Below are 23,772 nucleotides of genomic sequence, written 5' to 3' on the forward strand. Positions count from 1 at the left end.
ATATTATGTATATTGATATTTTTTTAAAAGATTACGGTAAGACAAGATATGAAGTATCTAAAAAAACAGGGATATCAGAACAAGTTTTATCAAAAGCCAACAATAGAAATCCAGAAACTTACAGTATAAAAATAGTTGAGTCTCTTGCACAGGCTGTTGGAATTCTACCAGAACAAACTTTGAGGAAATTATTAGATATTAAAAATGAAAAAAAGCTATACGTAGCTACAAATGCTAAAGAAGTTCAACAAGCGCTGAATGCTAATGCAGTTCAGTTTATTGTAAAGGGACCGATGAATGCGTTAGCTAAAGACATAAAACAGTCGGATGTATCTGAGGATGCTAAATTTATAGTGGATGCTGGAACATATGGGGGTGCTACGTTTGTTTCTTGGCTTATGCTTATTTTATCAAATATGTTTAAAAAAGAAGAAGAAAAATTATTGAACAATATAAGGGTTAAAATTTTCACATTTTATAATATAGAACCAATAGGTTCATATAGTGCCAAGTTAACAGCTAAAGATTTTATAAATAATGATGAAAATAAGTGAAGTAAACAGATTACTGTTAGCCTGTACATGTTTATTACTATTAGATATGCTTGGTTGTAAATTTGTATTGAAGTACAATTTATTTTAAGAGTATATTTGTAATATTTTGCATAAGGAATTATTTAAGGGAGGGACAAATTTAATGAACAAGAAAAAAATAATAAAAAATTTAAATTTTGTATTCTTACCATTGTTATTAGGAGTTTGTGGTTCATTAATATGGAATATACCATTTTTTGCTATTTCTGGAGCTATTTACTTTGTGCTTTTAGTTTTTTTGGTTCCGTCAGTTGACTTTGCCTTTACAGATTTCAATACCATACGAATAAATCCGTACTACAGAGGAAGAAGAAAGATAATTTTATCCAATGATATATTGACATTAGTATTAGTTTTAATAGCATTAATAGTATCTGTGGTACTATCATATTTTTATTATAGATAAGAAGTATAATGGTAAGAAGGGATATAAAAAATCAAATATAAATCATAAAGATAGATAAATATTTATAAGTTCAAAAACTTTTTAAGTTTTAAACTATATATTTTAATAATAAGACAATGTATGGAATAAGATACAAGCTGGTTGTGTCATTTTTAACTAAAACAATCAAAGTTAGAAACATAAAATAAAACTTGATTTAGGACTTTTGTATGATTTATTCTAACTGTATTTATGATTTAATAAAACTAACTATTATTTCTTATTATGTTCGCCTTTTATGAAAGCGCTGTTTTACGGTATGCTTCTTCTATATTAACAATACTAATAAAAAGAGGATTCATTTAAAGTGAATAATAGGCAAAAAGTCGATAGAATAAGCAATAGTAATCGTTAAAAAAGGGAGATGCTGATATGGATATAACGGATAAAGAAAAGTTTCAAAAACAGATGGATTTTTTAAAGACACATAATTTTTACCAGTATGTTTATCAATTTCGATGGCTATTTGTGTTTATACCAGTACTTGGTTTTTTTGATCTTATTTTTAGCGATTTTTCTTGGCTGATAATAGTGAAAGGTATATTATTAATGGGAATATTGATCAGTGAATATTATGTTATGTATCGTTTTTTTAAACCAATTGCTCTTGATGAAAAACAAGATTTCTCTAGTGTTCAGCTATTCCTTAACCTTTTTATATTTAATACTTTATTCATGTTTGTTATGCTAACAAACTTTCATCAAGTTTTTGTAGGAAAAGAATTTATTATTTTTGGTTCATTAATAGGCTCGTCGTTTTTTGGTAGTTTCATGGGGGTAATATTTACGATTTGCTTAAAGGAACAACTAAAAGAATACCAGAAGCTAGTGAATCAATTTATAGATATAAAGAAAGAAGTGCATTGATGAAAATAAAATTAGTTAGAACAGCCATGTATAGTGAAATATTGCAGTATATTACTTGTTAAGGACGATGAACAGGATGAGTATCAAAAAATATTTACTTTTTTATATTATTAGCACATGTGTCATTATTTTTGTTGCTCTTATTTTTTTCTTTTTACCTCTAAAATCGATTGATTCTAGAAGCTATGAAGTACTTCATACGATATCTCAATATGGAGTAATTACTAATAAAGATGATTGGAGAAATATTTTAGAATTAACAAGATACGGTAAAAAAGTAACTAATGTGGATAATTTAAATACATTAGTATATGGTGCTAACAAACATAGTTCTGTAAAACAAATAAGTAGTGATAAAGATATGGAAGATATGGAAACTCTTAAATTACCAAGTATTTCAAAGTATGAGGATCTTACAATTATTAATATTCCAGGTGTCTATAACAATGATGATAACTTCTCAATTAAATATGCATCAAAGTTGACAGATTTAATCGAAAATATTTCTGGCAACATTGTTTTAAATTTATCAAATAATTATGGCGGACTGAAAGAACCTATGATTATTGGTGCGAGTTCTTTAATTCCCGATGGTATGCTCTTTAGCAATATTAATAATAAAAAGGAAAAGTATCCTGTTTACTTAAAAAATGGTAAATTGTTTGGTGGTATTCCAGGAACGATTAACGAACTGAATCTTTATAAATTATCATTACAAAAAAAGAAACTAGGAAAAAAAGTTGCAATTGTAATAAACAATAACACAGCAAGTGCTGCTGAAAGTTTACTTTTAGCGTTAAAGAACAATCCAAATGTAAAAGTTTTTGGTATGCCTTCTGCGGGGTATACTTCAGTTAACTTAGGACGTTTTTTAACCAATCAAAATTCCGATAATTATTGGTGGTTAGTATATACTGTTGGTTATTATGAGACGATAAAGCCCATAAAGGGACAAAGGTTGTTTAACAATCAACCTGTCCCGCCAGATTATTATGTAGATTTATCGATGTTAGATAGAAATAATCAAGATATTACACAATTTTCTAATAGCAAGAAACTATTTAAAGAAATAAAAAGTTGGATTAACTCTGATTGAGTTGAAGCTACATTTTAATTAACGGTATTTGTCTGAAAATAGGAATTTTAGAATAGATTTAAATTTATTTATAAATAATAAAATTGTGGGTCAAAAACTTTTAAGTTTTTGACCTCTTTGTTTTTTCGTGCTATACTTGGAATTATCAAGTGTCAAAAACTTATGTTCAGAAAAGGTGAGGGAAAATTGGCCATTTATGGGTATTCACGAGTCAGTACCAGCAATCAAGATTACAAAACCCAGATTCAAAAACTAGAACAAGCTGGAGCAGAAAAAATCTTCAGTGAAAAATACACAGGGACTAAAAAAGAAGGAAGAAAAGAATTAGAAGAGCTGCTTTCGATTGTAAAAACTGGCGATAAAGTTTTAGTGACGAAAATTGATCGGCTGGCTAGAAGTATCGTTGATTTAAATTCGATTATCTCTTCTTTAAATAGTTCCGGAGTGACTATCACCTTCTTAGATAATGCCCTAACCTTTGAACCAAATAAAAGTGATTCTATGCAAACATTAATGATGAATATGCTGGGTAGCTTTGCGCAATTTGAAAGAGATTTAATCGTGACGAGAACGCAAGAAGGAAAACAGTGGCATCGAGCGAATAATAAAAATTATCGAGAAGGACGTCCGAAAAGAATTCTAAATGATAAATACAAACATGCACTAGAGTTAATGGAAACAAACAGCATGCGAGAAGTGGAAAGGAAAACAGGTATTTCTTTGTCTACTCTCAAACGAATCAAGAAACAAGCAAAGGAAGAACAGTTACTTAGTGAGAAATAATACAGGAGTAGTTATTATGGAAAATAGAGAGAAAATTATTCAGTTGTTGAAAAATCCTTTAGTAACAGGTTATGGGATTGAGATAATGTCAAATGGGCGACTCTATTCAGCAAACTTCCAAAGATATAAGAATCGAGTAAAGGAAGAAGAGAACCCATTGATAATTTTTGAGAGCATGACAGAAAAAGTTGAGCAGGTATTTTTAGAATTAGCTGAAGAAGTCATACGAACGAACCCTAAAACAAAACAAGAATTCAAGGAAATGATTAGAGAATATAGTTATAAGGAGAATAACAAATGATAGCTCGAAAAAAATATGATCATTTTGGTATTGAAATTGGTATGTGGAACCGAGACAATGTAGTAAATAAAATAGAGTGTGATTGTGGCCAACTGGCCAATAAAGTACGAGGCAAGCATGAATTTTTTGAATGTGCTGACTGTGGTCGTTGTTACCATAAAGAACGTGGAGAGTATGTTCTACTTGAAAATAGTAATAAGGGATAAAAAAGAAAGAAGGATAATAAAATGGAAATCAAATTAAAGGAAATCATGGATAAACAAGGAATGACACTTGATGAATTGAAAAGAAATGTACAAATAGACCCAGTATTACTAGACGGAATGTACAATGAAGGACTATTTGATGATACAAAAGTAGGTGTACAAACAATCAGTGAGTTAATAATTGCCTTAAATATTTCAAAAGTAAATGAATTAGTACCAAAAGTAAAATAAGAAACTAGAATTTAGTTTTGAGAGAGAAATTCTAAGCGATTTTCAAAAATATTGATTGGTAGTTATGCAAAAAAGATGTTTTAACGTTCGCAGGCGGAAATAATAAAAATATTTCTATTTAAACACGAATAATTTTTTATACCAGGAACGTGGCCAAACTCGAAAAGACGAATAACTGGTTTCGCTTTGCTTAACTGGCCTTCGATGTTTTAGTTTGGTTTCCCTTTCGTTTAGTCAGCTCAACCAAATGAAAAGTTCTTAGGTTGGGGGAATCTATACGACGGCCCGAAAATAGTAATAAGAGATAAAAATGAAAAAGGACATAACCTTTAAAACTATTCAAGGCTATGTCCTTTTTAAGACTAAATTTTGTGATCAATAAGAGGATGTCCATATCCTGCCTCTTGTTTTACTTCAGTAGTTAAAGCAAAAGATGTCCCAATAACACCTATAGCAACTAAAAGTAATGAACCTAGTGCTAATTTTTTCATAAGAAAACTACCTCCTTTCTTTTTCATTATATTTATATTAACATGTAATTATATATATGTTAATATAAGATGAGAAAAAAAGGGGTTTAAACATGAAAAAAAATATTCTAGAAGAATATAGAGCTACTAAAAATAAAGGAGAAGATTTTTTACATTGGTTATTGGTTAGGAAATTGAATACCTTTGGAAAAGTAGTTATCGCGATTATATTATGGCTTTTGTGGTTAAAATACGCATTCAATCTAGTATTCATGGTAAACTTTCTAAAAGTAATAGTATTAATTACAATTATTTACTGGCTGGTTGATATTTACTTGCGCGTTAAAAACAAACTAAAAAAAAAATGACTGTAGATTTCTGAGCTACTTTAAATTCAAAATAATTCGGAAAAATGAAATTTTGTTGTTGCAAAACAGAACGTTAGTTCGTATAATGTAACTCGAAAGGACGGTTTTTTGCATGAAATTTGATTATTCCAAAGAACCCCGGAGAGATGTTCTATGTATCGATGTAAAATCCTTTTACTCGAGCGTAGAATGTGTAGAACGTGACTTAGATCCCTTCAAAACAATGCTTATAGTAATGAGTGGTGCGGATAATACAGGTGGACTTGTGCTTGCTGCTTCGCCAATGTCAAAAAAAGTCCTGGGAATTTCTAATGTGACTCGTAAAGATGAGGTGCCTGATCACCCAGATTTGAGTATTGTTCCACCAAGAATGAATTTGTACATGAAGAGAAATAGTGAAATTAATAATCTGCTCAAACGGTTTGTGGCTGATGAAGACCATTCTGTTTTTAGTGTGGATGAAAGCTTCATTGATATTACTGCTTCTTTGAAGTATTTTAATTGTGATACTGCTTATCGATTGGCCAAAATTATTCAACGTGTCATTTATAACCATATGGGGCTATACGTCACGATTGGCATTGGAGATAACCCATTGTTAGCCAAGCTGGCCCTAGATAACGAAGCAAAAAATACACCAGGTTTTGTTGCAGAATGGCGATACGAAAACGTAGAAGAAAAAGTTTGGGCGATTTCCCCTATCACTAAATTTTGCGGGATTGACAAGCGTATGGCAGCTCGTTTAAAGATGTCAGGAATTGAGTCGATTTATGATTTAGCACATGCAGATCCGTACATTTTAAAACAACGTTTTGGTGTCATGGGTTTCCAGCTGTACGCTCATTCTTGGGGTATTGATCGAAGTTTTTTAGGAGAAAAAAGACAAGTTGCTAAAGAAAAGTCTTTTGGAAATAGTCAAGTATTACCTAGAGATTACGCAAGAAGAGATCAAATTGAATTAGTGCTGAAGGAACTTTCAGACCAGGTAGCAACCAGATTGAGGAATGCAAACTGTCAAACTGAGTGTGTTTCAATTTTTGTTGGTTATTCTAAAGGACAAGTTGATGGACTGGGTAGGTCTGGTTGGCGAAAACAGCTTAAAATCGCTCGTAGCAACAACACAAAAGTGTTAACCGAACATGTTTTAAAGCTTTTTCGAGAAAACTATGTTCCTGGAATAGACATTCGTAATTTAGGCGTTTCCTTTGGAAAGCTGGTTTGGGATACTACCCTTCAGTTAGATCTCTTTTCTGTTCCTGAAGAACAAATTGTAGATAATCAGTTGGATTATTTGATTGATAAAATACGTCAAAAATTTGGCTTTAAAGCATTGATACATGCTTCTTCTCTTTTGGATAGAGCAACAGCTGTGAATCGTTCGGGCTTAGTTGGTGATCATGCAGGTGGTAACGTCGGTCTTGGAGGTTAACAAATGAAGAAAACTAAAAAGGAATATACACCTTATAACGATTATGTAGACCGCCCTTTTGATTTGAAGTGGCCAACTGCTTTCCCTTTAGGGGAATTACAAGCAGCAATTAAAGAGACGAATGATTATCATACAAGAGAAATTGAACGTTTACCTCAGCAGTCACAGGCTCAAATAGAACACTTGCTAAGTCGCTCAATCAAACAGAATAAGGTCCTAGAAATTCAGCTGAATTCGATGACGTACTTATTGGAGATCAGCAAATAGATTTCTATGATATTAGGCACATACAAATACATGATTTTTATAAATGGTCGGAAAACGAACCCGAAAAACCGATTGTCACTTTTCTATTTAAATGGCAAAAATTTCGAGCAATAAATGACAAAAGCTACCAACTTTTGATAGCTTTTTATATGCCTATCACTAAACTATCTCTTGCTGCTTCGACAACTTCTACAGTAATTTTATCCATTTGATTAATTCTTAAAATACGATCAATCTGTGCAAACAAACGATGAATAAGTCGAAAATTCCCTTTTGTGATTTTAATGATAGTTGTGATAGCTTCATAATCAGAAAAATCTTCTAGCTTTATATCAATTCCTAAATCTGCCCATTTGTATTCCAAGATATGATGCGTTTCGTCTTTACTAAGGTTATCAAATTCATGTGCGAAACCTATACGCGAGTACAGTTGAGGATAACGAGATAATCTTTTTTCAATTCCAGGCATACCGATAAGAACCATTGCTAAATCATTTCTATCATAAATATCTCTTAGCTGTTCTAAATGTTGAAGTTTTAATCGATCGATTTCATTGACAATAATTAAATCAATTCCTTCATAAGAATGTGAAGCATAAATTTCCTTTTGATTGTATTTAAAAACTAAATGCATTGTTTTAACCATATCAATCCTAGTTGCTAATGTATGGATATCTGAACTAATACGAGTCATTTTTTCAGCTGGAGAGGTATAGAATATTTTATTTACACTTAATATTTCGTCTGTCGCATCTTTTCCAATATCATCAGCACGGCGATAGGCAATTTGTTTTTCTATATTATCCCAATTACAGTAATACCTTGAAGATAACGTCTTGCCTACGCCAGGAGCACCGTAACAAATTCCAATATACTTATATTTAATACATGCGTCACAAAATTCAGCAAATCGTTTATATTCTTTTGTTTCAATAAAGGTTTTATTCATTATAGTACCTCTTTAAAATTGATTTCTTAGGTGGGGGAGTTATTTCTTCATATTTTTTCTCTTCAATTAGTAATTCTACAGAACTTGGTACTAGTATTTTTTGTTTTAGTAATTTTTTTCGTTTATTTCTAGCAAAAATTAGATCATCCATATTGATTTCATAATTTGAAATATCTGGAGAAATGGCATTACAAAGAAATTGATTCTTATAAAATACTCTAATTTCTGCTAAATCATTTGGTGTATAACGAATTAAAACAGGTTCTCCAACAAACGCAGATAAATTAGGGTTGGTATATCGTAAACCTTGGAAATGAATCCCATCAGAGTGAACTTTTCGAGTTTTTGGTATTTCTAACAACAATAAATCTAGCTCTTCTAAACTATTAGGCATATTCGGTAAAAATGATTGCTCGCTCCATTTTTTTATCGGACTTGCTTTAATAGAAGAATGATTCGTTTGATTATATTCATTGATAAGAAAAGAATGTAGTTTCTCTTTAAATTCTTGAATCGTTAATAATTTTTCGTTGCAGTTATTTTCAACATATCCTGGTAATCCTTCTAAAAATACTTGGTTAATCGTCTGGAAAAAACGCTCAATTTTTCCACGACCTCTTGGAATTCCTATAGAAGAAAAAATGAGATTTATTCTCAAATCAACAGCAACTTGTTCCATAAAATTTGAAGTAAAATCACTTCCGTGATCAGTATAAAAATTTTCAGGAATGCCACATATTGGCCATGAAGAATCCTTTTTTGTCCAAATAGCTTAATGTAAGGTTAAAGCGGTATTGATTGCTGAAGGGGCAGAAAAACTCAAATAATAACCAGCTACTGTTCGACTGTAATCATCTAATATAATAGTTAACCAGGGGCGATTGATATTTCCTTTTTCATCAAGTAAATTGATATCTAATAAGGTATGATCTGCTTGCCAAATTTCATTTGGTCGTGTTGTTTCCCTTATAGCAATTAAATCATATTTCTCTTTATATGTTTTCTCTCCCTCATGAGCTAACTGAATAAGATTTTTGGGAATCCGTTTCCTTAATTTATAAATTTGAGAATAACTCGGTATATCCAGTTTGTTCTCTTTACAATAGGAAGTAATTTTTCGAGACAATGTCTTTGTACTTATTTTTTTGTACCTCAATACAAATTCTTCTATTTTTTTGCAAACTTCCTCTGAAACCTTAATTTGCTCAAAATCAGTTCGTGTCTTTCTAATTAAACCCACTAAACCATCATGTTCATATTTTTGTACCCAACGATAGAGGGTACGAATAGGTATTTTATTTTTAATAGATATTTCTTTTATCGTTTCTTGTTTATTAAGATAAGGCTCAATAATTTTATATTTTTTCATCGCATCTGTTCTTTGAGGGTCTGAAAAACTAGTGAGCATTTGTCTTTCCATTTTTTTCCTCCATTTTATCTAAATAGCGATAAATCGTTGTTCGAGAAACATTCCAACGTTCGGCAATGGTTTTAATCGGTGTTCCACTATCAACTAGAGTCTTTAGTAATTCTAAGTCTTGTGCTTTTAATTTTTCAGGACGGCCTCCAAATCGTCCTCTTGCTCGAGCTGCCGCTCGTCCTGCCGCAGATCTTTCTAAAATTAGATTTCGTTCAAATTCCGCAAATGCTGCAAACAAATGGAACATAAGCTGTCCCGTAGAACTTGATTTATCCATTGTTATATTTTCTTGAAGACTATGAAAACTAACACCTCGTTCATTCAAGCGATTGACGATTGAAATCAAGTCTTCCATATTTCTGCCTAGACGATCTAAACGCCAAACGACAAGTGTATCTCCAGATCGAACAAAATCAATGGCTGTTTCTAATCCTGGCCGATTACTTTTTGCACCACTCATATGATCTGAAAAAATTTTTTCGCAGCCGAATTTATTTAAGCTATCTTCTTGTAAATCCAAATTTTGTAAACCAGTAGAGACCCGGGCGTATCCTATTTTCAAAAAAATCACTCCTTTACAAAATCTATTGTAACATAACTTTAAACAACTAGTATAATTGAACATAGAATTTGATATGAGTTTATGGACACAAAAAGAAGTTAAAAATTTAAAAACTAGATAAAAAAACACTGTGTACAGAAACGGGTGATTTTCTGTACACTAACCCTCAATATAGAAAGGGGTTTCAAAAAAAGCGAAAGTGTTGTAGAATTAATTAAAAGAAGAACATGGAGGATAACTATATGGGTAGACCAACTTTTTTTGTTAAATAATTTCATATTATTTAATAAGGAGAAAAAATTTATGAGCTTAATAACATTAAAACCTTCAACAGCCGTTGAAAAAAATGCTCTCAATGGCATCTTTGAAGATGCAAAGCCACATTTCAACAATGTGGAAGGTCGTGATCCCATACCCCCTCTAGAAAATATCGAAAGCATAATCCCTGAACTTTCGAATGATGTTTGTCATTGTTTGAGTATTTTTTATTTAAATACGATAATTGGGTATTTATGGGTATTTGAAGACTATCCATCAAGCATGTATATTCTTCATTTCTATATAAGTAAGAGATATAGAAACTGTGGATTTGGTAAACTTGCTATAAGAGAATTGGAGAATCTTTATGCTGAAAAACAACTAAAAAAAGCAGAGCTTGTTGTATCGACCAATAACTACGTAGGTTTAAAATTTTGGAAATCCACGGGTTTCGATAAGATAATAAATATCTATAACGTAAATCAAATAGAAACAAATTCTGTTGAAATTGAACTTCAAAAAAAACTTACAAATGAACCTGAGGACTGGATTCATTTACTTCCAGTGAATGAAAAGAATTCTTTCTTAGGAAATAATGTAGTTGTTACCAGTGAACAGATACATTCAAATTTAGTTTTATCAATCCCAGAGGCAATTCAATCCGCTTTTGTGACTGAATATGCAGAACCTTATTTCATTTGTTTGAATAATGAAGTCATTGGCTACGCTGCTCTTGTGTTTGATCAAACGATTCCCAATGAAGAAGATCGATATTGGCTATGGCAATTTACCATTGATAAGTCGTATCAAAATAAGGGATACGGAACAAAAGCATTGGAAATCATTGTTGAACATTTTAGAAGCAAATCCATTCCAGTCATTACTTTATCTACAAAATCAGATAACGACAATGCATTACGCTTATATAAGAAATTTGGCTTTACTTTAACTGGTGAAACAAACGGCGATGAGGTTATTTTAAAGAAATATATTAACTAGAAAAAAAGGATCAATCCTTGTTTATTGGGATTGATCTTTTTGCAAATAAAGCGAAAAATATTTTTTATCACTACACGAAATTACATAGATTTTTTGCCATCTAGAAAATAAAATTATTGCCATTTAAAAAGAAAAATGACAGTCTTGTGATAGGTATTTGATAAAAATGGCATTTAAATACAAAAGTCACACCAGTAGATCCAACTAAGTAAATTATTTCTTGTCCGATTCCTTTGGCTAATTAGACTCCCCATTTGGCTGCATCTAATGTTGCGGTGAAGTAATTGAAAAGTTATTTGGTAATGAAACGGTCAATATTCAAGAGAATTACCAGATTAATGTGGTAACAATATGTTATTTATTCTTAGAGGAATATTCCCTAATATATAATCAAGGAAGCGCTTCCTGGAGGTGGTAAAGTGGAATTAAGCAGAAGAGAAAAAATATTGCTCCAGTTATTGTTGGCACAAAAGGATTTCAAATCAGCAGCTTTTTTTCAAGAAAAACTCTATGTCTCTTTGAAAACAGTTTACACAGACTTGGCGATTCTTGAAGAAAAAATTAGTTCGGATGGACTAACGATCTCCCGTTTGCCCAGAAAAGGTGTCAAGCTAGAAGGGGGTCAACAGGCTCGTGAAAAGGCTGCTAAGCGGATCGTTACTCATGAGAAAAAGATGGACGAATACGCTCCAGACTATCGCAAACTATTTATTTTTGTGAATTACTTCTTTTCAAAAAAGCCGATGCATTATCAAGCATTTGCGGATTACTTTTATGTGAGCTACCAATCGATCAAAAAAGATGTTGATGAGATCATTGCGTTTTGCCGCAAGAAAAATGTTTCGGTAGGAATGACGTATAATGGGTTGAAATTTAATGAATCCGAATCTGTGCAACAATCGACTTTTAAATCTTTTCTTGAGAAATACATCGATTCAGCAAGACTGGATCACTCAGCGATCCAGTCATTATTTGAGCCAAGAATTGTTGAGCTGACAATGGCATTGATTTCGGAGATCTCATTGACTCTCAGGCGACATCTAAATAGTTATTTTGTGGAATCATTGACAGTTTCTTTAGAAATTTTTCTTTCTCGTATTTGTTTAGGGAGTCATCTGGAACAGCAAGAAGAGCTTATTTTTGAAAAAATAAAGCAAATGAAACTTTATATGGTGGGCATTTCTTTTTCAGAAAGAATCGAAAGAGAACTTGCTGTTTCACTAACAGATACCGACATTCACTATCTTTGTTCGTTGCTTTTAGCCCACGGCATTGAGCCTTACATGCAGATTACAGAAAAAAGAACAGACAATGTCATTGTAGCAACGGAAGATATGATCAAAAAGATGTCTCATTTACTGGATATAGATTTAACGCAAGACCGCTTGCTGTTACAAGCGTTACTTTCTCATATCGTTCCAATGATCCATCGTTTGCAAAACGGGATGTTGGTCAAAAACCCATTGTTGAAACTGATCAAGAAACAATATTCCACCATGTTTACATTAATTAAATATGCTGTTGGCGATTTAGAAAAGAATTTTGCTTTGTTTTTAACTGAAGATGAAGTCTCATTTTTGACCATTCATTTCCAACTGGCATTTGAAAAAGTCAAAGTCACAAAGCATGTACTGATTGTTTGCAGTTCTGGATTAGCAACTTCTGAGTTGATTTTTAACCGTATCAAACGTATGATCTCTGCAGCGACTGTTTTGGAGATCATAAGTGAGGATAAGCTGGCAAGTACATCACTGGAGATGGTCGATCTGATTATCTCGACTGTGCCTATAGAAGAGGTGATACCGCCAGTGCTCTATGTCTCACCACTACCCACCACTGAAGAAATTGCTATGATATCTGCCAATCTTTCGAATATTGATGAAAATGAAAAAAAGTTCCATTCCGCCAAATATCAGTCATCGAAATTATTGCAAAAGTATCTAGACCCAGCCTTCTTATATATCAAACAGCCTTTTGGTTCAAAAGAAGAAGTGCTCGACTTTCTTGCAGAGAGTTATTTGAAACATCATTTGGTCACAACTGATTTTAAGCAGTCACTTTATGCACGGGAGGAATTAGGCAGTACTGGGTTAAAAACGGGGGTAGCTATCCCACATGCCGATCCGCAGACTGTCAAAACAACCAAGCTAACATTTGTTACGCTACCTAAAGCCATTAAATGGGGAGACACGGAAGTTCAATTAGTCGTTCTTTTGGCAATCGCCGAAAAAAATATGTCAGAAGCAAAAGAATTGATTGCGTCTATTTACGATTTATTCAACTCTCCTGAAGAAATACGATGGGTGGTTAGCAGCAAAAATCGAGAAGAGCTTTATCGTAAACTTGTAAGAGGAGGGACACAGGATGTTTTTTGACCGGAAAATTGCTTTATTAAATAAACAGGTAAATTCTAAAGAGGTAGCATTTCAGATGCTTGCTGATGAATTTTTGCAGAATGAATGTGTGACGGAAGAGTACTTCGAGAATGTTGTGAAAAGAGAAATAGTCTTTCCAACCGGATTGATGATCAATGGGATCGGTGTGTCGATTCCTCATACTGACAGTCAGTATGTAAATAAATCACAAATTGGTTTTCTTTCCTTAGAGACCCCGTTGACATTTATTGAGATGGGGACGAGGGACAAAGAGATTCCAGTTTCGTTGATTTTCATGTTGGCTTTGAAAGAACCGCATGAACAACTGCAAATGTTGCAAAATTTAATTGAAATGTTTCAAAATAATGGTGTTTTGGAGAATCTAATGGCTATCTATCAAGTTGATGACTATTTTAGAATTCTTCAACAAAATGGATTGCAATAAGGAGGGAATATCATGTTAAATGCGTTACAGTGGTTTGTTGATTTAGGGTCAATCGTTGTACTCCCAATTTTGATATTTATCTTTGGTCTTATTCTGGGAACGAAACCAGGCAAGGCATTCACATCTGCTTTAACAGTCGGTGTCGGCTTTGTTGGTTTGAATCTAGTGATCGATCTATTAAGCAATAGCTTAGGACCAGCAGCCCAACAGATGGTTGAGCGATTTGGCTTGAATCTGACGACGATTGATGTAGGATGGCCGGCAGCAGCTGCGATTTCCTATGGGACGATTTTAGGAAGTCTAGCGATTCCGATCGGTGTTGTGTTAAATGTTGTTTTGATTATTTTTGGTCTGACGAAAACATTGAATGTCGATATTTGGAATATTTGGCATGCGGCATTCATTTCTTCGTTGGTATATGCCTTGACTGGTAACTTTGCCATGGGTATTACTGCAACCGTCATCTATCTGATGATGATTCTTTTGATGGGAGATATTTTAGGTCCAATCATTAATAAATTCTATGGCTTCCCGAATATCACCTTCCCCCATGGGACCGCTGCTCCAGGATTTGTATTTGCTTTGCCGATGAACTGGTTATTTGATCGTATTCCTGGATTGCGAGATTGGAAAGCTGATCCTGAATCGATCCAAAAACGTTTTGGTGTCTTTGGGGACTCAACAGTTATGGGCTTTCTGATTGGGTTGATCATCGGAATTCTCGCTGGCTATGATGTGGCAGGCACTGGTCAATTAGCAGTCAAAACTGGTGCAGTGATGGTCATTATGCCAAAAATGGTTGCTCTATTAATGGAAGGGCTTACGCCAATTTCTGAGTCTGCCAATGACTTTGTGAAGAAACGTTTCCCTGGAAGAGAGCTTTACATTGGGATGGATGCGGCGCTTTCTGTCGGTCATCCAGCGGTATTGTCTTCGTCATTGTTACTTGTACCAATCACGATACTATTAGCGGTTGTTTTACCAGGAAATACGACATTGCCTTTTGGAGATTTAGCAACGATTCCGTTTCTTGTCTGTTTGATGGCAGCAGTATTTGGCGGAAATATTATCCGGACGGTTATCGCAGGGTCAATTTATATGACCAGCATCTTGTATATAACTTCCTGGGTTGCCCCATTAGTAACAACTGCTGCTAAGTCTGCAAATTTTGACTTACAAGGAAATTCAACGATCACAGCTCTAGCCGAAGGCGGACTATGGACCACATGGCTTTATGTTGGCTTGACCAAAGTGTTGAGCTGGGGCGGATTAGCGATCATTGGTGCGATCGTTGTCATTGGTCTGATCTATGTTAACAAAGTATTACCTAAAAAATAAAGTGTCAAATAGGAGACTAACTATATGAAGTCAAGTGATTAAATCATTTTTTAAATAACAGTATTATTTTTGAAAATATGTTTATAAGGGCATGTCAAATAAGCCAAGCTTACTATGTGATTTTTTTACAGAGATTTATCTAGGTCAAAGTGGTTATTCGTTTTTAATAATTGAAAGATGACTCGGATTAGTTTTTTCGCTACGTGGCTTAAAGCTATAAAATAATGTTTTCCTTCATTAAGTTTTTTCTGGAGATATACATGAAATACCGAACAACGCATAGACACATGCTGAGCGGCTTGAAGTAAAGCTCAGCGCAAATATTTGGAACCTCGTTTAACCATGCGACCATTGCCAGAGAATTGTCCTGATTCATAGATAGAAGTATCAAGTCCTGCGAAGGCTAGTAGTTTAGAGGGAGAAGTGAAGTAGTTAATATTTTTGATTTCTGAAAGAATCACACTTCCTAATAGAAAAGAAATGCCAGGTATAGAAAGAATTGGAGAAGAAAATTATAACATAATCTCTTTAATTTCTTTATCAATTATCTGAATTTGTTTAGAGAAATGTTCAATTGTCTCAATGATAGATATCAGTTCGATTGAATACCCTATTGAAGCAGTACCGATTGAGTTCTTCGCTAATTCCCGAATCTCAGCTGCTTTTACTTGTCCATATTTAGCTCTGGAGGATGTTTTAAGAATAGTCGTTAGGGTAGATAAATGTGCTTTGGCAATCTTTTTAATAGAGGGGTAAGCTTTTAAAAGTTCGTAGACAGATTTTTGGTTGACAGACCACACAGAAGACGCAAGTTCGGGAAACATTATTTCTGTTATTCGTGAGAATTGAACTTTTTCTTGGCTAAGTTTATATCCTAATCTTTGACGGTGCCTAGTACATTGTTTTAGATCGTCCATCAATTCTATTCTAGAAAAATTTTTTTCTTCATGGTTTGTCAAAAGCATAAGAGCGATAGCTTTAGAGTCTGTTTTATCTGTTTTTGTTTTTCTTAAAGACAAAGATTTACGAAATAGATTTATGGCAAGGGGATTAAAGACTCTTACTGGAAATCCTAAAGAATCAAGGAACAGTAAAATATTATTACTATAATGGTCTGTGGCTTCAAGGGCAAAGGTAACCTTATCATCAGTTGTTTCTTTTTGAATACGAGTGACATTTTCAATAAACGCCTCAAACCCAGCCTTGTCATTTGTGATGGTCAATCCATCAAGTAAAACAGTAGAAAATTGATCAAGAATACAAATATCATGCTTTTTACGTGCAACATCAATTCCAATGTAAATCATACAAATACCACTTTCAAAATATTTACGCTGCTTTGATTCCACGCACTCGCTGTTAAATGTATCCTTGTTCTATATAAAGCGTCTTTGCGCTATCTAACTAATTAACAAATAAACAACTAGCTGTGGCTATAGCCTCCAAAGGTACTAGTCAGAAAAAATCTGCCATAGGGAACATACTAGTCCACAGCGTTGAAATCATTATACGACTAAAAATAACAAATTTAGGAAAGGAAAATGTATTATTCGCCGTATAGGTTAATAATACAAGGAAGAACAATGAAAAAATTATTGATCATGTGCGGAACTGGAGTGGCTACATCAACAATCGTAACCAATAAAGTCAAAGAATGGCTAACAGAAAAAGGACTAATCAATGAAGTCAAATTGTATCAATCAAAAGTTGCGGATGAAATGAACAAGATCGATGATTACGATATTGTCGTTAGTACCACGGTAGTTCCTGATTCCATCAAAGACAAAGTTATCATGGGATTGCCTTTATTGACAGGGATTGGTACCGAAGAAATGTATGCAGAAATAGAAAAGAAAATCAGAGAATAAAGGAGTCTTGCAAAATGCTTGTTACCACAAAAGAAATGTTTGACCATGCAGAGGAATTAAACTATGCCATTCCCGCAGCCAACTTTTTTGATCTAGACAGTACCCGCACCTATGTTGAAACGGCTGCTAAGTTAGGGTGTCCATTGATCTTGGCTTTTGCCCAATCACATATGGATATGCTGAGTTTGGAAGAAGCAGCCCTGATTGGAAAGTATTTGGCTGAAAAAAGTGCTTTCCCCGTAGCGTTGCATTTGGATCATGGTCAAGATGAGAAAGTCATCAAAGAAGCGATTCGTTTAGGCTTCACTTCTGTTATGATCGATGCGTCAGAAGACCCACTTGAAGAGAATATCCGCCGCTCCAAAGCAATCGCCGATTATGCCCATCAATATGGGGTGGTCGTAGAGGCAGAAATTGGGCATGTCGGCTCTGGCGGCAGTTTGGAAGCAACGGGGCTTTCTGATTCGTTTTATACCAACTTCCATGAAGCAGTAAGATTTGTTGAACAAACGAATGTTGATTCACTAGCTATTTCAATTGGCACAGCTCATGGGCATTACCGAGGGACGCCTAAGATCAACTTTGACGTATTAAACGAGATACACCAAGCTATTACTATCCCGTTGGTTTTACATGGAGGTTCTTCTTCTGGTGATGAAAACCTTGAAAAGTGTGCACGAGGCGGAATCCGAAAAATCAACATCTTTACAGACTTCGTTACAGCAGCGATGACAAAGATTCAAGAACAGCAGCCTTCTAACTATTTTGAACTAAAGAAAGCGGCAAATCAGGGGATGGCAGATACGCTAGCACATTACTATCACGTTTTTCATACAAAAACTTGTTAGGAGGATAAGCATGAGGAAAAAACAGTTAAGAGAACCCTTTTTTGTAGTCAATACCAAAGCCTATTTATACGGAAAAGAATCATTGGCGCTGGCAAAAGTAGCCGATCAATTAGCGGAAAAATATGATATTGATATCTTGTTCACGGTACAGCACGCAGATGCCGCAACGATCAAACAATCTACGAATCATTTATTCATTACGGTTCAACACATCGATGGCATGACCGTAGGACGGGGAATGGGCTACGTATTACCTGAATCTGTAGTGAATGTCGGTGTAGCAGCAACATTTCTCAATCACGCAGAACACCCAATGACATTGGATGAACTCGCAAAAGCGATTAATCGGGCAGATGAGTTGGGGCTCATCACGATTGCTTGTGCGAATTCACTACAAGAAGCTAAAGCAGTGGCTACTCTGCAGCCTGATATTATGGTTTGTGAACCAACTGAATTGATTGGTACCGGTCAAACGAGCGATGCTTCTTATATGGAAGAAACCAATCAAGCCATTCGTACCATCAATAAGGAAATTAAAATTTTACAAGCAGCTGGTATTTCAACTGCAGACGATGTGACAAAAGCACTGCGATCAGGAGCTAACGGAACAGGCGGCACAAGTGGTATTGTCTGTGCGCCAGATCCGCAGAACGTTTTGACGGAAATGATTGCAACAGTTGCTGAACTAAGAGATGAGGGGATTAAAAGATGAAATTCGCAAAAGAACAACTGACACTGACATCAAATGGCAATCGGGTATCTTATCATAATATTACACAAGAAGTGAAGGATTTTGTAGAGAGAAGTCAAATCAAAAATGGTCTTTGTTTAGTCCAATCTCCACACACAACTTGTTCCGTAATTTTCGAAGAATTCGTGCATGATACTGATTTTAATGGGGATGAGTTTTTACAAGTTGATTTAAATTGCATTTTAGATAAAATAGTGCCCAGAGAACTCTCAGAAAATACAAATTATCGATACCCTGGACCGAAACATTTGGAATTTCTAATGAGCTTAGATGATCCTAACTACCCGACAGATCCAGCAACGATTTTAAATGGCGACGCCCATATCCGTTCTTCATTTTTCGGGACGAGTGAAAGTTTTATTTTACATGAAGGAAAGCTTGAAATTGGCTCAGTAGGGTATATCTATTTCGTGGATTTTGATCAAAACCGCGTCAGGAATCGAACCTGCTATCTTATGTTAATGGGTGAATAACACCTCCATAAAAAATTTTGATTAATAGTTATTCTACAAAAAATAGCAGACTGTGACAGGTCTTTGTTAAGGAAGACTCAGGACATATTGCTGGCTATACGATATTGACCCCTTAAGTAAATGCCGATCGCTTTAAGAACAATGGCTACCCGGAGATCACAAATCTAAATGTCCCTAAAAACTTTCAGCAGCAAGTAATAGGCGGTAAGCTGCTCCAAGCTGCAGAAGAATAAGCCAAAACATTTTTGTTTGTGATCATCATTAGTGTGGGGTTCATTCTGGTTATGGTCCTGAACAGCGACCGTATCTAAAAAATGGGTATTTACCTGATAGATCAGAATCCTGGTTTGAGAATCAATTCTTGGCAATGGGTGCTTCTTGTTACAATAACACCGATATTGTGCTCTATTTCTATAAGTCCTTTTGACAAGCAACCATCATGTTATTTCTATCTAACAGGTATAATCTACAGAAAATACGATGAACGTCAAGGCTAGTATGCTACTAGCCTTGACGTTTTTTTCTATGATTAAACAAGCTTCGAGGTATCTCGGTCTTACTAGAAATCTTAGGGAGAATGGTATGCCCCGCATATTTGTTCGCCAAAGACAGCGTTCTTCCTTTTGATTAGAAAGGACGAGCGCTGTTGATAGTGTTAATAATTTGTTGGAACGGAAACGGCAATTAAAACAAGATTATATTGAAGTCTACTTAACGGCCCTTAGTTCGGTATTTGAAAAGTAAGTACTTACCAATGACTATGAACTTGCACTGTGGTTACCTGTAGCTATCCATGAAGGAGTCTCAAAGTTAGGACTGGTTAGAGGGAAAGATACCTCACACCAGGTTGAAAACATCAATGCTTTTCATTCTGGTTACTAGGAAGGCTGGTAGTGTAAGAGTAAAGAGTTAATCAACTAATGACGTTTTTTATCCGGAAAATAAAAATAGCTAGCTGTTTTACGCCAACTAGCTAAAGAGATAGATTTGTAAAGAAGTGATTTGTGCTTCCTACAATTCTTTTATATCATGTAATGATTTGTTCGGCAATTATTTCATTTAAACAGTTTAACTAGTACCAACAGAAAACAATTCTAATTATCTATCTAAATTTTGATCTATATTACTCACATGTATATAACCTATTTTTGCTATAATAATACTATCCATTTTAAAATTCTGTTACCTAACTCTCTCACTCTTTATAAATCTAATTATGCTATAAATTGTTATTTTAAAGTGGCAAATGTTTTTATAAAGAACATCTATTATCTATAAAACAAATACTAGATTTTATTTATACTTAGCTTAGTATTACATAAAAACTAATTATTCAAAGTAGTGTAAAAAGACTGAATTATAACATCAAATGCGACATTATATAACTAATCATCAAATAGGCTTTAATTTTATTAGTTCTTTTTTTAATGTATATTCAGCCGTTTTCCAACAATGAATTTTACGTGGCCGTTTATTAATAGCCTGAGTAGCCAAATCTAAGTCTTCTTGAGAGATCTTAATAAATGTTGTTCCTTTTGGAAAGTGCTCACGCAATAAACCATTACGATTCTCTGTAAAAAAGGTAGCTTATAGGGAACTTTACTTATAGTCATTTACAATTAAGAATGATAAAGAAAGATGATGGCACTTGGTTTAATTCAATTCCTATACTTCAAGGTGGATTTATGCCCACACCTTCAAATCCGTGACTAAAAAATTTCACAACACTGGTGTAGGAAAAGAATTACACGTAGAATTTAAATAGTTATAAGGCATGCAAAATAACGACTTACTTCATTAAAAGTAAGTCGTTATTTTTATATTATATGTTTTTTTATTAGCGTATTCTTCAAGTTCTTCTCGTAATAGTTGGAATATTCTTTTCAGTTTCGTAAAAAGCAATTATATGGCCAAGTTTTACTACTTGTTTAAAAGTATTTGTTGCTTGACCAGTTATCTGTGCACCCATCTCTTCGCTGACTAAATGATTAGACAATCAATTTACTACTTTCTTTTTGGTTGTTTCGTTTGATAAATTAAAAGTGTATTTGGATAAAGTTAACTAAAAGTCTGAAGAAGACCAAATAAGTAGTGGAATATATTTATAGAAAAGCCCATTAACTGTTGGTGCTAAGAAGATATCTAGCGATTACAGGTCAGTAAATATTTTCATTGCGAGGTTAGGGTTTATAAATTCTTATAGGTGTAAGATTATTATTAGTAATCGCGTAACTTAGAAATACATTCTTTGTTTACCGATGTCTAAATTATACAGCTGAATATTTTAAGACTTATGTCTCACTTTCATTATTATCTTTCTTCAGGATTTGTATACAATTGAATAATTTTTTAGGAATACGCATAGTAGAAGAGTAAATAGTATAGAGTTCATAAAAATTCTATAAAAAATTTTAAACAATTTTAAACAATATAGGGTTTAGCTGTGACTAAAGGCTTTTTTTCAGAAAAATTAACTATAGTACATAAAAAAGAACAATAATATTTTGTGAATAAGGCTAGACAATATAAACTTAGAAGAGTATATTATTTATCAAGAAAATGAAATTTTGGTTAAAGAAAAACAATTTATATTGGAATGGGGATGTGTATATGGATTTTGGATTAAATTTTGATGGGAAAGAAAAGCGTGTCAATGTACTTGTTTACTGTAAAGAGGCTGATTTTAACGAAATATCTTCATTCTTTGATGACAATCAAGAATATGAAGTAGAGATAGTTTATGATTTAAATGATTATGTATGTGATAATAAAAAATACTATTTAGTGCTTTCAGACACGTCCATAGATGTTAATTTAGAAAATTTTATATCGCGTAATAGTGACCTAAATATAAGTTATCTTCTAGGACACAACAGAGATGAGTTGTTGATTTTACTTAGTAAATGTGGTAGTAAGAAAGAACTAAAAGGATCTAAAGATGTATATTTAAATATGATTGATCCAAAAGTCCAAGATTATAATAGTGAGGTTTTTTCGATAATTAATAGAAAAAACAATCCGCTTACAAAATTGAAAAATTTTAAAGAAATATCGAGTCTCTCTATGATATTACATGGGAATGGTGAAATTCTTTATTTTGGCAAAGAGAAATTAATATCTAAAGGATTGACGGAAACGTATAATTCAGATTCATTTTTAATTTTTTTGAATATTCATAATATACAATCGTTTTTTTTAGGATCTTGTTTTGGGTTAACTTTTACAAACAATGCTCTTTATCATGACATAGTAGAGTCCAATATTCTAGAATCAATTTTATATAGAGGGCTGAAGGATAACTATTTCCCAGAATGTATGTGGTATATAGTGCTGAAAAAATTTGGCTATAGTTTATCTCAATTAACTCGGATAATAAATAATAACATAAAAGAACGCTCTACAGATTTACCAAGATATGTTGCTATAGGAAACCCGTTAAATAGTAGCTTAAGAGAAGACGTGTTTCTGAAATTTGAAATACGCGAAGACTATATTGAAGCAAACGAAGAAGAAATTGCGGAAAGTAGATTTGGCTATATCGAAGGCCATAGAGAATTTGAAAAGTTAAGTAAATGTTTATTTGTAAGCAATGTTCGTATTACCTGGGTGTTGGATAGTCTATCCGAACGAATTCTTTTTTTCTCAGAAACAAAAGTTCTTCCCCAAAAAATATACTTTGTGAATAAACAAAAGTTTTTTGATATTGATAATTATCAAATGGTGGAAGAAATAATTGAGCTGAAAGGTAGCATAAACAATAAAGAAAAAAATGCGCTAAATGATTTAAGAAATCAGTATTCTAGTTTAGAAAAATCATTAAATAATGCCAGTTTTTTTTCTGATGAGGCTAAAAAGATAATTACCAAAATAAATAAAATTAAAGAGAAAGAAATGAGTTTGCTTTTTTCTTTTTTAGACAACATAGTTAAAAGTAAACAGAATGCTCTCTCTCCATTAAGTGAGACATATGTAGATATCTTTAAACTAGTAGATGTTAATAATGGATCAGAATGTCCCTATTGTGGCTATAATATTTTAGAGAAGCATGTAAAAAGACATTTAGGACAAATGAATAGAAAACAAGAATATTGTGCAAATTGTGGACAAATTACTGATATAACTGATCCAAACATAATAAAAGTAACAATTCTTAGTGAAGAGTGTCTCAAAGAAGAAAAGTTGTTAGTTAAAGTGAAATTGGAAAATATTTCTGAACCTGGCTTAATAGCTATTAGTTTATTATATGACGAAGAAATGGAGTCTCCTATAATGATACAGCCAAATGATAAAATGGAAGCATTTCATCAATACGAATATGAATTATCAAAAGTTTCGTTAATAAACTCAATTAAAGTTTACTGTATTTTCAAAAATAAATTAAACATTTACAGTAAGCCTTTTAGAAAAGAAATTTGAAAGGAAAATCATAC

Annotated in this window: 25 protein-coding genes and 2 pseudogenes; 20 read left to right on the forward strand and 7 right to left on the reverse strand. The window is 33.3% G+C overall.

Annotated elements, in window-relative coordinates; translation table 11 throughout:
- Positions 1–5: 5 nt before the first annotated feature.
- The 8 genes from IGI80_RS06010 to IGI80_RS06045 all read left to right on the forward strand — a co-directional run bounded on the left by IGI80_RS06010 (position 6) and on the right by IGI80_RS06045 (position 4,522).
- Positions 6–554, forward strand: coding sequence for a helix-turn-helix domain-containing protein (locus tag IGI80_RS06010; RefSeq protein WP_438722868.1), 549 nt, complete (start codon positions 6–8; stop codon positions 552–554).
- Between the two features lie 142 nt (positions 555–696).
- A complete protein-coding gene (locus IGI80_RS06015) occupies positions 697–999 on the forward strand; it encodes a hypothetical protein (RefSeq protein ID WP_438722869.1) in 303 nt (100 codons plus the stop codon).
- Between the two features lie 411 nt (positions 1,000–1,410).
- The gene (locus IGI80_RS06020; protein ID WP_438722870.1) at positions 1,411–1,905 is read left to right on the forward strand and encodes a hypothetical protein; all 495 of its coding nucleotides are present in this window, start codon (positions 1,411–1,413) and stop codon (positions 1,903–1,905) included.
- 76 nt (positions 1,906–1,981) lie between these two features.
- On the forward strand, positions 1,982–3,001 hold the full coding sequence (locus tag IGI80_RS06025; protein ID WP_438722872.1) for a S41 family peptidase: 1,020 nt from the start codon (positions 1,982–1,984) through the stop codon (positions 2,999–3,001).
- Between the two features lie 162 nt (positions 3,002–3,163).
- Positions 3,164–3,784: a recombinase family protein gene (locus IGI80_RS06030; RefSeq protein ID WP_438722873.1), complete on the forward strand. Its 621-nt coding sequence runs from the start codon at positions 3,164–3,166 to the stop codon at positions 3,782–3,784.
- A gap of 16 nt (positions 3,785–3,800) precedes the next feature.
- Positions 3,801–4,085: a hypothetical protein gene (locus IGI80_RS06035; RefSeq protein ID WP_438722874.1), complete on the forward strand. Its 285-nt coding sequence runs from the start codon at positions 3,801–3,803 to the stop codon at positions 4,083–4,085.
- The gene (locus tag IGI80_RS06040; RefSeq protein ID WP_438722876.1) at positions 4,082–4,291 is read left to right on the forward strand and encodes a hypothetical protein; all 210 of its coding nucleotides are present in this window, start codon (positions 4,082–4,084) and stop codon (positions 4,289–4,291) included. Before IGI80_RS06035 ends, IGI80_RS06040 begins: the two co-directional genes overlap by 4 nt.
- 21 nt (positions 4,292–4,312) lie before the next feature.
- Positions 4,313–4,522, forward strand: a complete 210-nt coding sequence (locus IGI80_RS06045) for a hypothetical protein (RefSeq protein ID WP_438722878.1) — start codon at positions 4,313–4,315, stop codon at positions 4,520–4,522.
- 362 nt (positions 4,523–4,884) lie between these two features.
- Here the strand turns inward: IGI80_RS06045 and IGI80_RS06050 are convergent, their stop codons facing one another.
- Positions 4,885–5,013 carry a hypothetical protein gene (locus IGI80_RS06050; RefSeq protein WP_033623977.1) on the reverse strand — a complete coding sequence of 43 codons (129 nt, stop codon included), beginning with the start codon at positions 5,011–5,013 and terminating at the stop codon, positions 4,885–4,887.
- Between the two features lie 92 nt (positions 5,014–5,105).
- On the opposite strand from IGI80_RS06050, the gene IGI80_RS06055 reads away from it, so the two are divergent.
- The 3 genes and pseudogenes from IGI80_RS06055 (at position 5,106) to IGI80_RS06065 (ending at position 7,268) form a co-directional block, all read left to right on the forward strand.
- Positions 5,106–5,360, forward strand: a complete 255-nt coding sequence (locus tag IGI80_RS06055; RefSeq protein WP_174082581.1) for a hypothetical protein — start codon at positions 5,106–5,108, stop codon at positions 5,358–5,360.
- Positions 5,361–5,472: 112 nt separating this feature from the next.
- Positions 5,473–6,789, forward strand: a complete 1,317-nt coding sequence (locus IGI80_RS06060) for a Y-family DNA polymerase (RefSeq protein WP_438722880.1) — start codon at positions 5,473–5,475, stop codon at positions 6,787–6,789.
- A gap of 3 nt (positions 6,790–6,792) precedes the next feature.
- Positions 6,793–7,268 (forward strand): annotated as a pseudogene (locus IGI80_RS06065) (hypothetical protein).
- Here IGI80_RS06065 and IGI80_RS06070 read toward each other — a convergent pair.
- From IGI80_RS06070 to IGI80_RS06080, 3 genes and pseudogenes are all read right to left on the reverse strand, one after another.
- A complete protein-coding gene (locus tag IGI80_RS06070) occupies positions 7,202–8,005 on the reverse strand; it encodes an AAA family ATPase (RefSeq protein ID WP_438722882.1) in 804 nt (267 codons plus the stop codon). The pseudogene IGI80_RS06065 and the gene IGI80_RS06070 overlap by 67 nt on opposite strands.
- Positions 7,998–9,425, reverse strand: a pseudogene (locus tag IGI80_RS06075) (Mu transposase C-terminal domain-containing protein). Before IGI80_RS06075 ends, IGI80_RS06070 begins: the two are co-directional and overlap by 8 nt.
- Entirely contained in the window at positions 9,403–9,987 is a 585-nt protein-coding gene (locus tag IGI80_RS06080) for a recombinase family protein (protein ID WP_010783490.1), read from the reverse strand. The pseudogene IGI80_RS06075 and the gene IGI80_RS06080 overlap by 23 nt, the downstream one beginning before the upstream one ends.
- A gap of 303 nt (positions 9,988–10,290) precedes the next feature.
- On the opposite strand from IGI80_RS06080, the gene IGI80_RS06085 reads away from it, so the two are divergent.
- The 4 genes from IGI80_RS06085 (at position 10,291) to IGI80_RS06100 (ending at position 15,402) form a co-directional block, all read left to right on the forward strand.
- The gene (locus IGI80_RS06085) at positions 10,291–11,244 is read left to right on the forward strand and encodes a GNAT family N-acetyltransferase (RefSeq protein ID WP_438722884.1); all 954 of its coding nucleotides are present in this window, start codon (positions 10,291–10,293) and stop codon (positions 11,242–11,244) included.
- A 419-nt stretch (positions 11,245–11,663) separates the two neighbouring features.
- Complete coding sequence (locus IGI80_RS06090) at positions 11,664–13,619, forward strand: BglG family transcription antiterminator (protein WP_438722886.1); 1,956 nt, start codon at positions 11,664–11,666, stop codon at positions 13,617–13,619.
- Positions 13,609–14,064 (forward strand): PTS sugar transporter subunit IIA, encoded by a 456-nt coding sequence (locus IGI80_RS06095; protein WP_438722887.1) that lies wholly within the window; start codon positions 13,609–13,611, stop codon positions 14,062–14,064. Before IGI80_RS06090 ends, IGI80_RS06095 begins: the two co-directional genes overlap by 11 nt.
- A 12-nt stretch (positions 14,065–14,076) precedes the next feature.
- Positions 14,077–15,402: a PTS galactitol transporter subunit IIC gene (locus IGI80_RS06100; protein WP_438722889.1), complete on the forward strand. Its 1,326-nt coding sequence runs from the start codon at positions 14,077–14,079 to the stop codon at positions 15,400–15,402.
- Positions 15,403–15,713: 311 nt separating this feature from the next.
- On the opposite strand, the gene IGI80_RS06105 is transcribed toward IGI80_RS06100, so the two are convergent.
- Positions 15,714–15,902 (reverse strand): IS110 family transposase, encoded by a 189-nt coding sequence (locus tag IGI80_RS06105; RefSeq protein ID WP_438723415.1) that lies wholly within the window; start codon positions 15,900–15,902, stop codon positions 15,714–15,716.
- Between the two features lie 12 nt (positions 15,903–15,914).
- Complete coding sequence (locus tag IGI80_RS06110) at positions 15,915–16,709, reverse strand: IS110 family transposase (protein WP_438722890.1); 795 nt, start codon at positions 16,707–16,709, stop codon at positions 15,915–15,917.
- 276 nt (positions 16,710–16,985) lie between these two features.
- Between IGI80_RS06110 and IGI80_RS06115 the strand changes: the two genes are divergently transcribed.
- Genes IGI80_RS06115 through IGI80_RS06130 form a run of 4 tightly spaced genes read left to right on the forward strand, consistent with a single transcriptional unit; the run spans position 16,986 to position 19,342 of the window.
- A complete protein-coding gene (locus tag IGI80_RS06115) occupies positions 16,986–17,270 on the forward strand; it encodes a PTS sugar transporter subunit IIB (protein WP_438722892.1) in 285 nt (94 codons plus the stop codon).
- A 14-nt stretch (positions 17,271–17,284) separates the two neighbouring features.
- Positions 17,285–18,118: a class II fructose-bisphosphate aldolase gene (locus IGI80_RS06120; RefSeq protein WP_438722894.1), complete on the forward strand. Its 834-nt coding sequence runs from the start codon at positions 17,285–17,287 to the stop codon at positions 18,116–18,118.
- Positions 18,119–18,128: 10 nt separating this feature from the next.
- Positions 18,129–18,830 (forward strand): triose-phosphate isomerase, encoded by a 702-nt coding sequence (locus IGI80_RS06125; RefSeq protein WP_438722895.1) that lies wholly within the window; start codon positions 18,129–18,131, stop codon positions 18,828–18,830.
- Positions 18,827–19,342 (forward strand): YjbQ family protein, encoded by a 516-nt coding sequence (locus tag IGI80_RS06130; protein ID WP_438722897.1) that lies wholly within the window; start codon positions 18,827–18,829, stop codon positions 19,340–19,342. Before IGI80_RS06125 ends, IGI80_RS06130 begins: the two co-directional genes overlap by 4 nt.
- Before the next feature lie 1,849 nt (positions 19,343–21,191).
- Here the strand turns inward: IGI80_RS06130 and IGI80_RS06135 are convergent.
- Positions 21,192–21,338: a hypothetical protein gene (locus tag IGI80_RS06135; RefSeq protein ID WP_438722899.1), complete on the reverse strand. Its 147-nt coding sequence runs from the start codon at positions 21,336–21,338 to the stop codon at positions 21,192–21,194.
- Positions 21,339–21,901: 563 nt separating this feature from the next.
- Here IGI80_RS06135 and IGI80_RS06140 point away from each other — a divergent pair.
- On the forward strand, positions 21,902–23,758 hold the full coding sequence (locus IGI80_RS06140; protein ID WP_438722900.1) for a hypothetical protein: 1,857 nt from the start codon (positions 21,902–21,904) through the stop codon (positions 23,756–23,758).
- Positions 23,759–23,772 lie beyond the last annotated feature (14 nt).

Source organism: Enterococcus sp. DIV1420a, from assembly GCF_051712165.1.
GTDB classification, from domain to species: domain Bacteria; phylum Bacillota; class Bacilli; order Lactobacillales; family Enterococcaceae; genus Enterococcus; species Enterococcus faecalis.

Bases quoted from the DNA above. Each gene is read 5' to 3' on its own strand.
- IGI80_RS06085 (WP_438722884.1), top strand. From the start codon at position 10,291: ATGAGCTTAATAACATTAAAACCTTCAACAGCCGTTGAAAAAAATGCT.
- IGI80_RS06125 (WP_438722895.1), top strand. From the start codon at position 18,129: ATGAGGAAAAAACAGTTAAGAGAACCCTTTTTTGTAGTCAATACCAAA.
- IGI80_RS06015 (WP_438722869.1), top strand. From the start codon at position 697: ATGAACAAGAAAAAAATAATAAAAAATTTAAATTTTGTATTCTTACCA.
- IGI80_RS06060 (WP_438722880.1), top strand. From the start codon at position 5,473: ATGAAATTTGATTATTCCAAAGAACCCCGGAGAGATGTTCTATGTATC.
- IGI80_RS06140 (WP_438722900.1), top strand. From the start codon at position 21,902: ATGAAATTTTGGTTAAAGAAAAACAATTTATATTGGAATGGGGATGTG.
- IGI80_RS06025 (WP_438722872.1), top strand. From the start codon at position 1,982: ATGAGTATCAAAAAATATTTACTTTTTTATATTATTAGCACATGTGTC.
- IGI80_RS06100 (WP_438722889.1), top strand. From the start codon at position 14,077: ATGTTAAATGCGTTACAGTGGTTTGTTGATTTAGGGTCAATCGTTGTA.
- IGI80_RS06115 (WP_438722892.1), top strand. From the start codon at position 16,986: ATGAAAAAATTATTGATCATGTGCGGAACTGGAGTGGCTACATCAACA.
- IGI80_RS06035 (WP_438722874.1), top strand. From the start codon at position 3,801: ATGGAAAATAGAGAGAAAATTATTCAGTTGTTGAAAAATCCTTTAGTA.
- IGI80_RS06050 (WP_033623977.1), bottom strand. From the start codon at position 5,013: ATGAAAAAATTAGCACTAGGTTCATTACTTTTAGTTGCTATAGGTGTT.
- IGI80_RS06045 (WP_438722878.1), top strand. From the start codon at position 4,313: ATGGAAATCAAATTAAAGGAAATCATGGATAAACAAGGAATGACACTT.
- IGI80_RS06130 (WP_438722897.1), top strand. From the start codon at position 18,827: ATGAAATTCGCAAAAGAACAACTGACACTGACATCAAATGGCAATCGG.
- IGI80_RS06020 (WP_438722870.1), top strand. From the start codon at position 1,411: ATGGATATAACGGATAAAGAAAAGTTTCAAAAACAGATGGATTTTTTA.
- IGI80_RS06010 (WP_438722868.1), top strand. From the start codon at position 6: ATGTATATTGATATTTTTTTAAAAGATTACGGTAAGACAAGATATGAA.
- IGI80_RS06070 (WP_438722882.1), bottom strand. From the start codon at position 8,005: ATGAATAAAACCTTTATTGAAACAAAAGAATATAAACGATTTGCTGAA.
- IGI80_RS06120 (WP_438722894.1), top strand. From the start codon at position 17,285: ATGCTTGTTACCACAAAAGAAATGTTTGACCATGCAGAGGAATTAAAC.
- IGI80_RS06030 (WP_438722873.1), top strand. From the start codon at position 3,164: ATGTTCAGAAAAGGTGAGGGAAAATTGGCCATTTATGGGTATTCACGA.
- IGI80_RS06095 (WP_438722887.1), top strand. From the start codon at position 13,609: ATGTTTTTTGACCGGAAAATTGCTTTATTAAATAAACAGGTAAATTCT.
- IGI80_RS06110 (WP_438722890.1), bottom strand. From the start codon at position 16,709: ATGATTTACATTGGAATTGATGTTGCACGTAAAAAGCATGATATTTGT.
- IGI80_RS06055 (WP_174082581.1), top strand. From the start codon at position 5,106: ATGAAAAAAAATATTCTAGAAGAATATAGAGCTACTAAAAATAAAGGA.
- IGI80_RS06040 (WP_438722876.1), top strand. From the start codon at position 4,082: ATGATAGCTCGAAAAAAATATGATCATTTTGGTATTGAAATTGGTATG.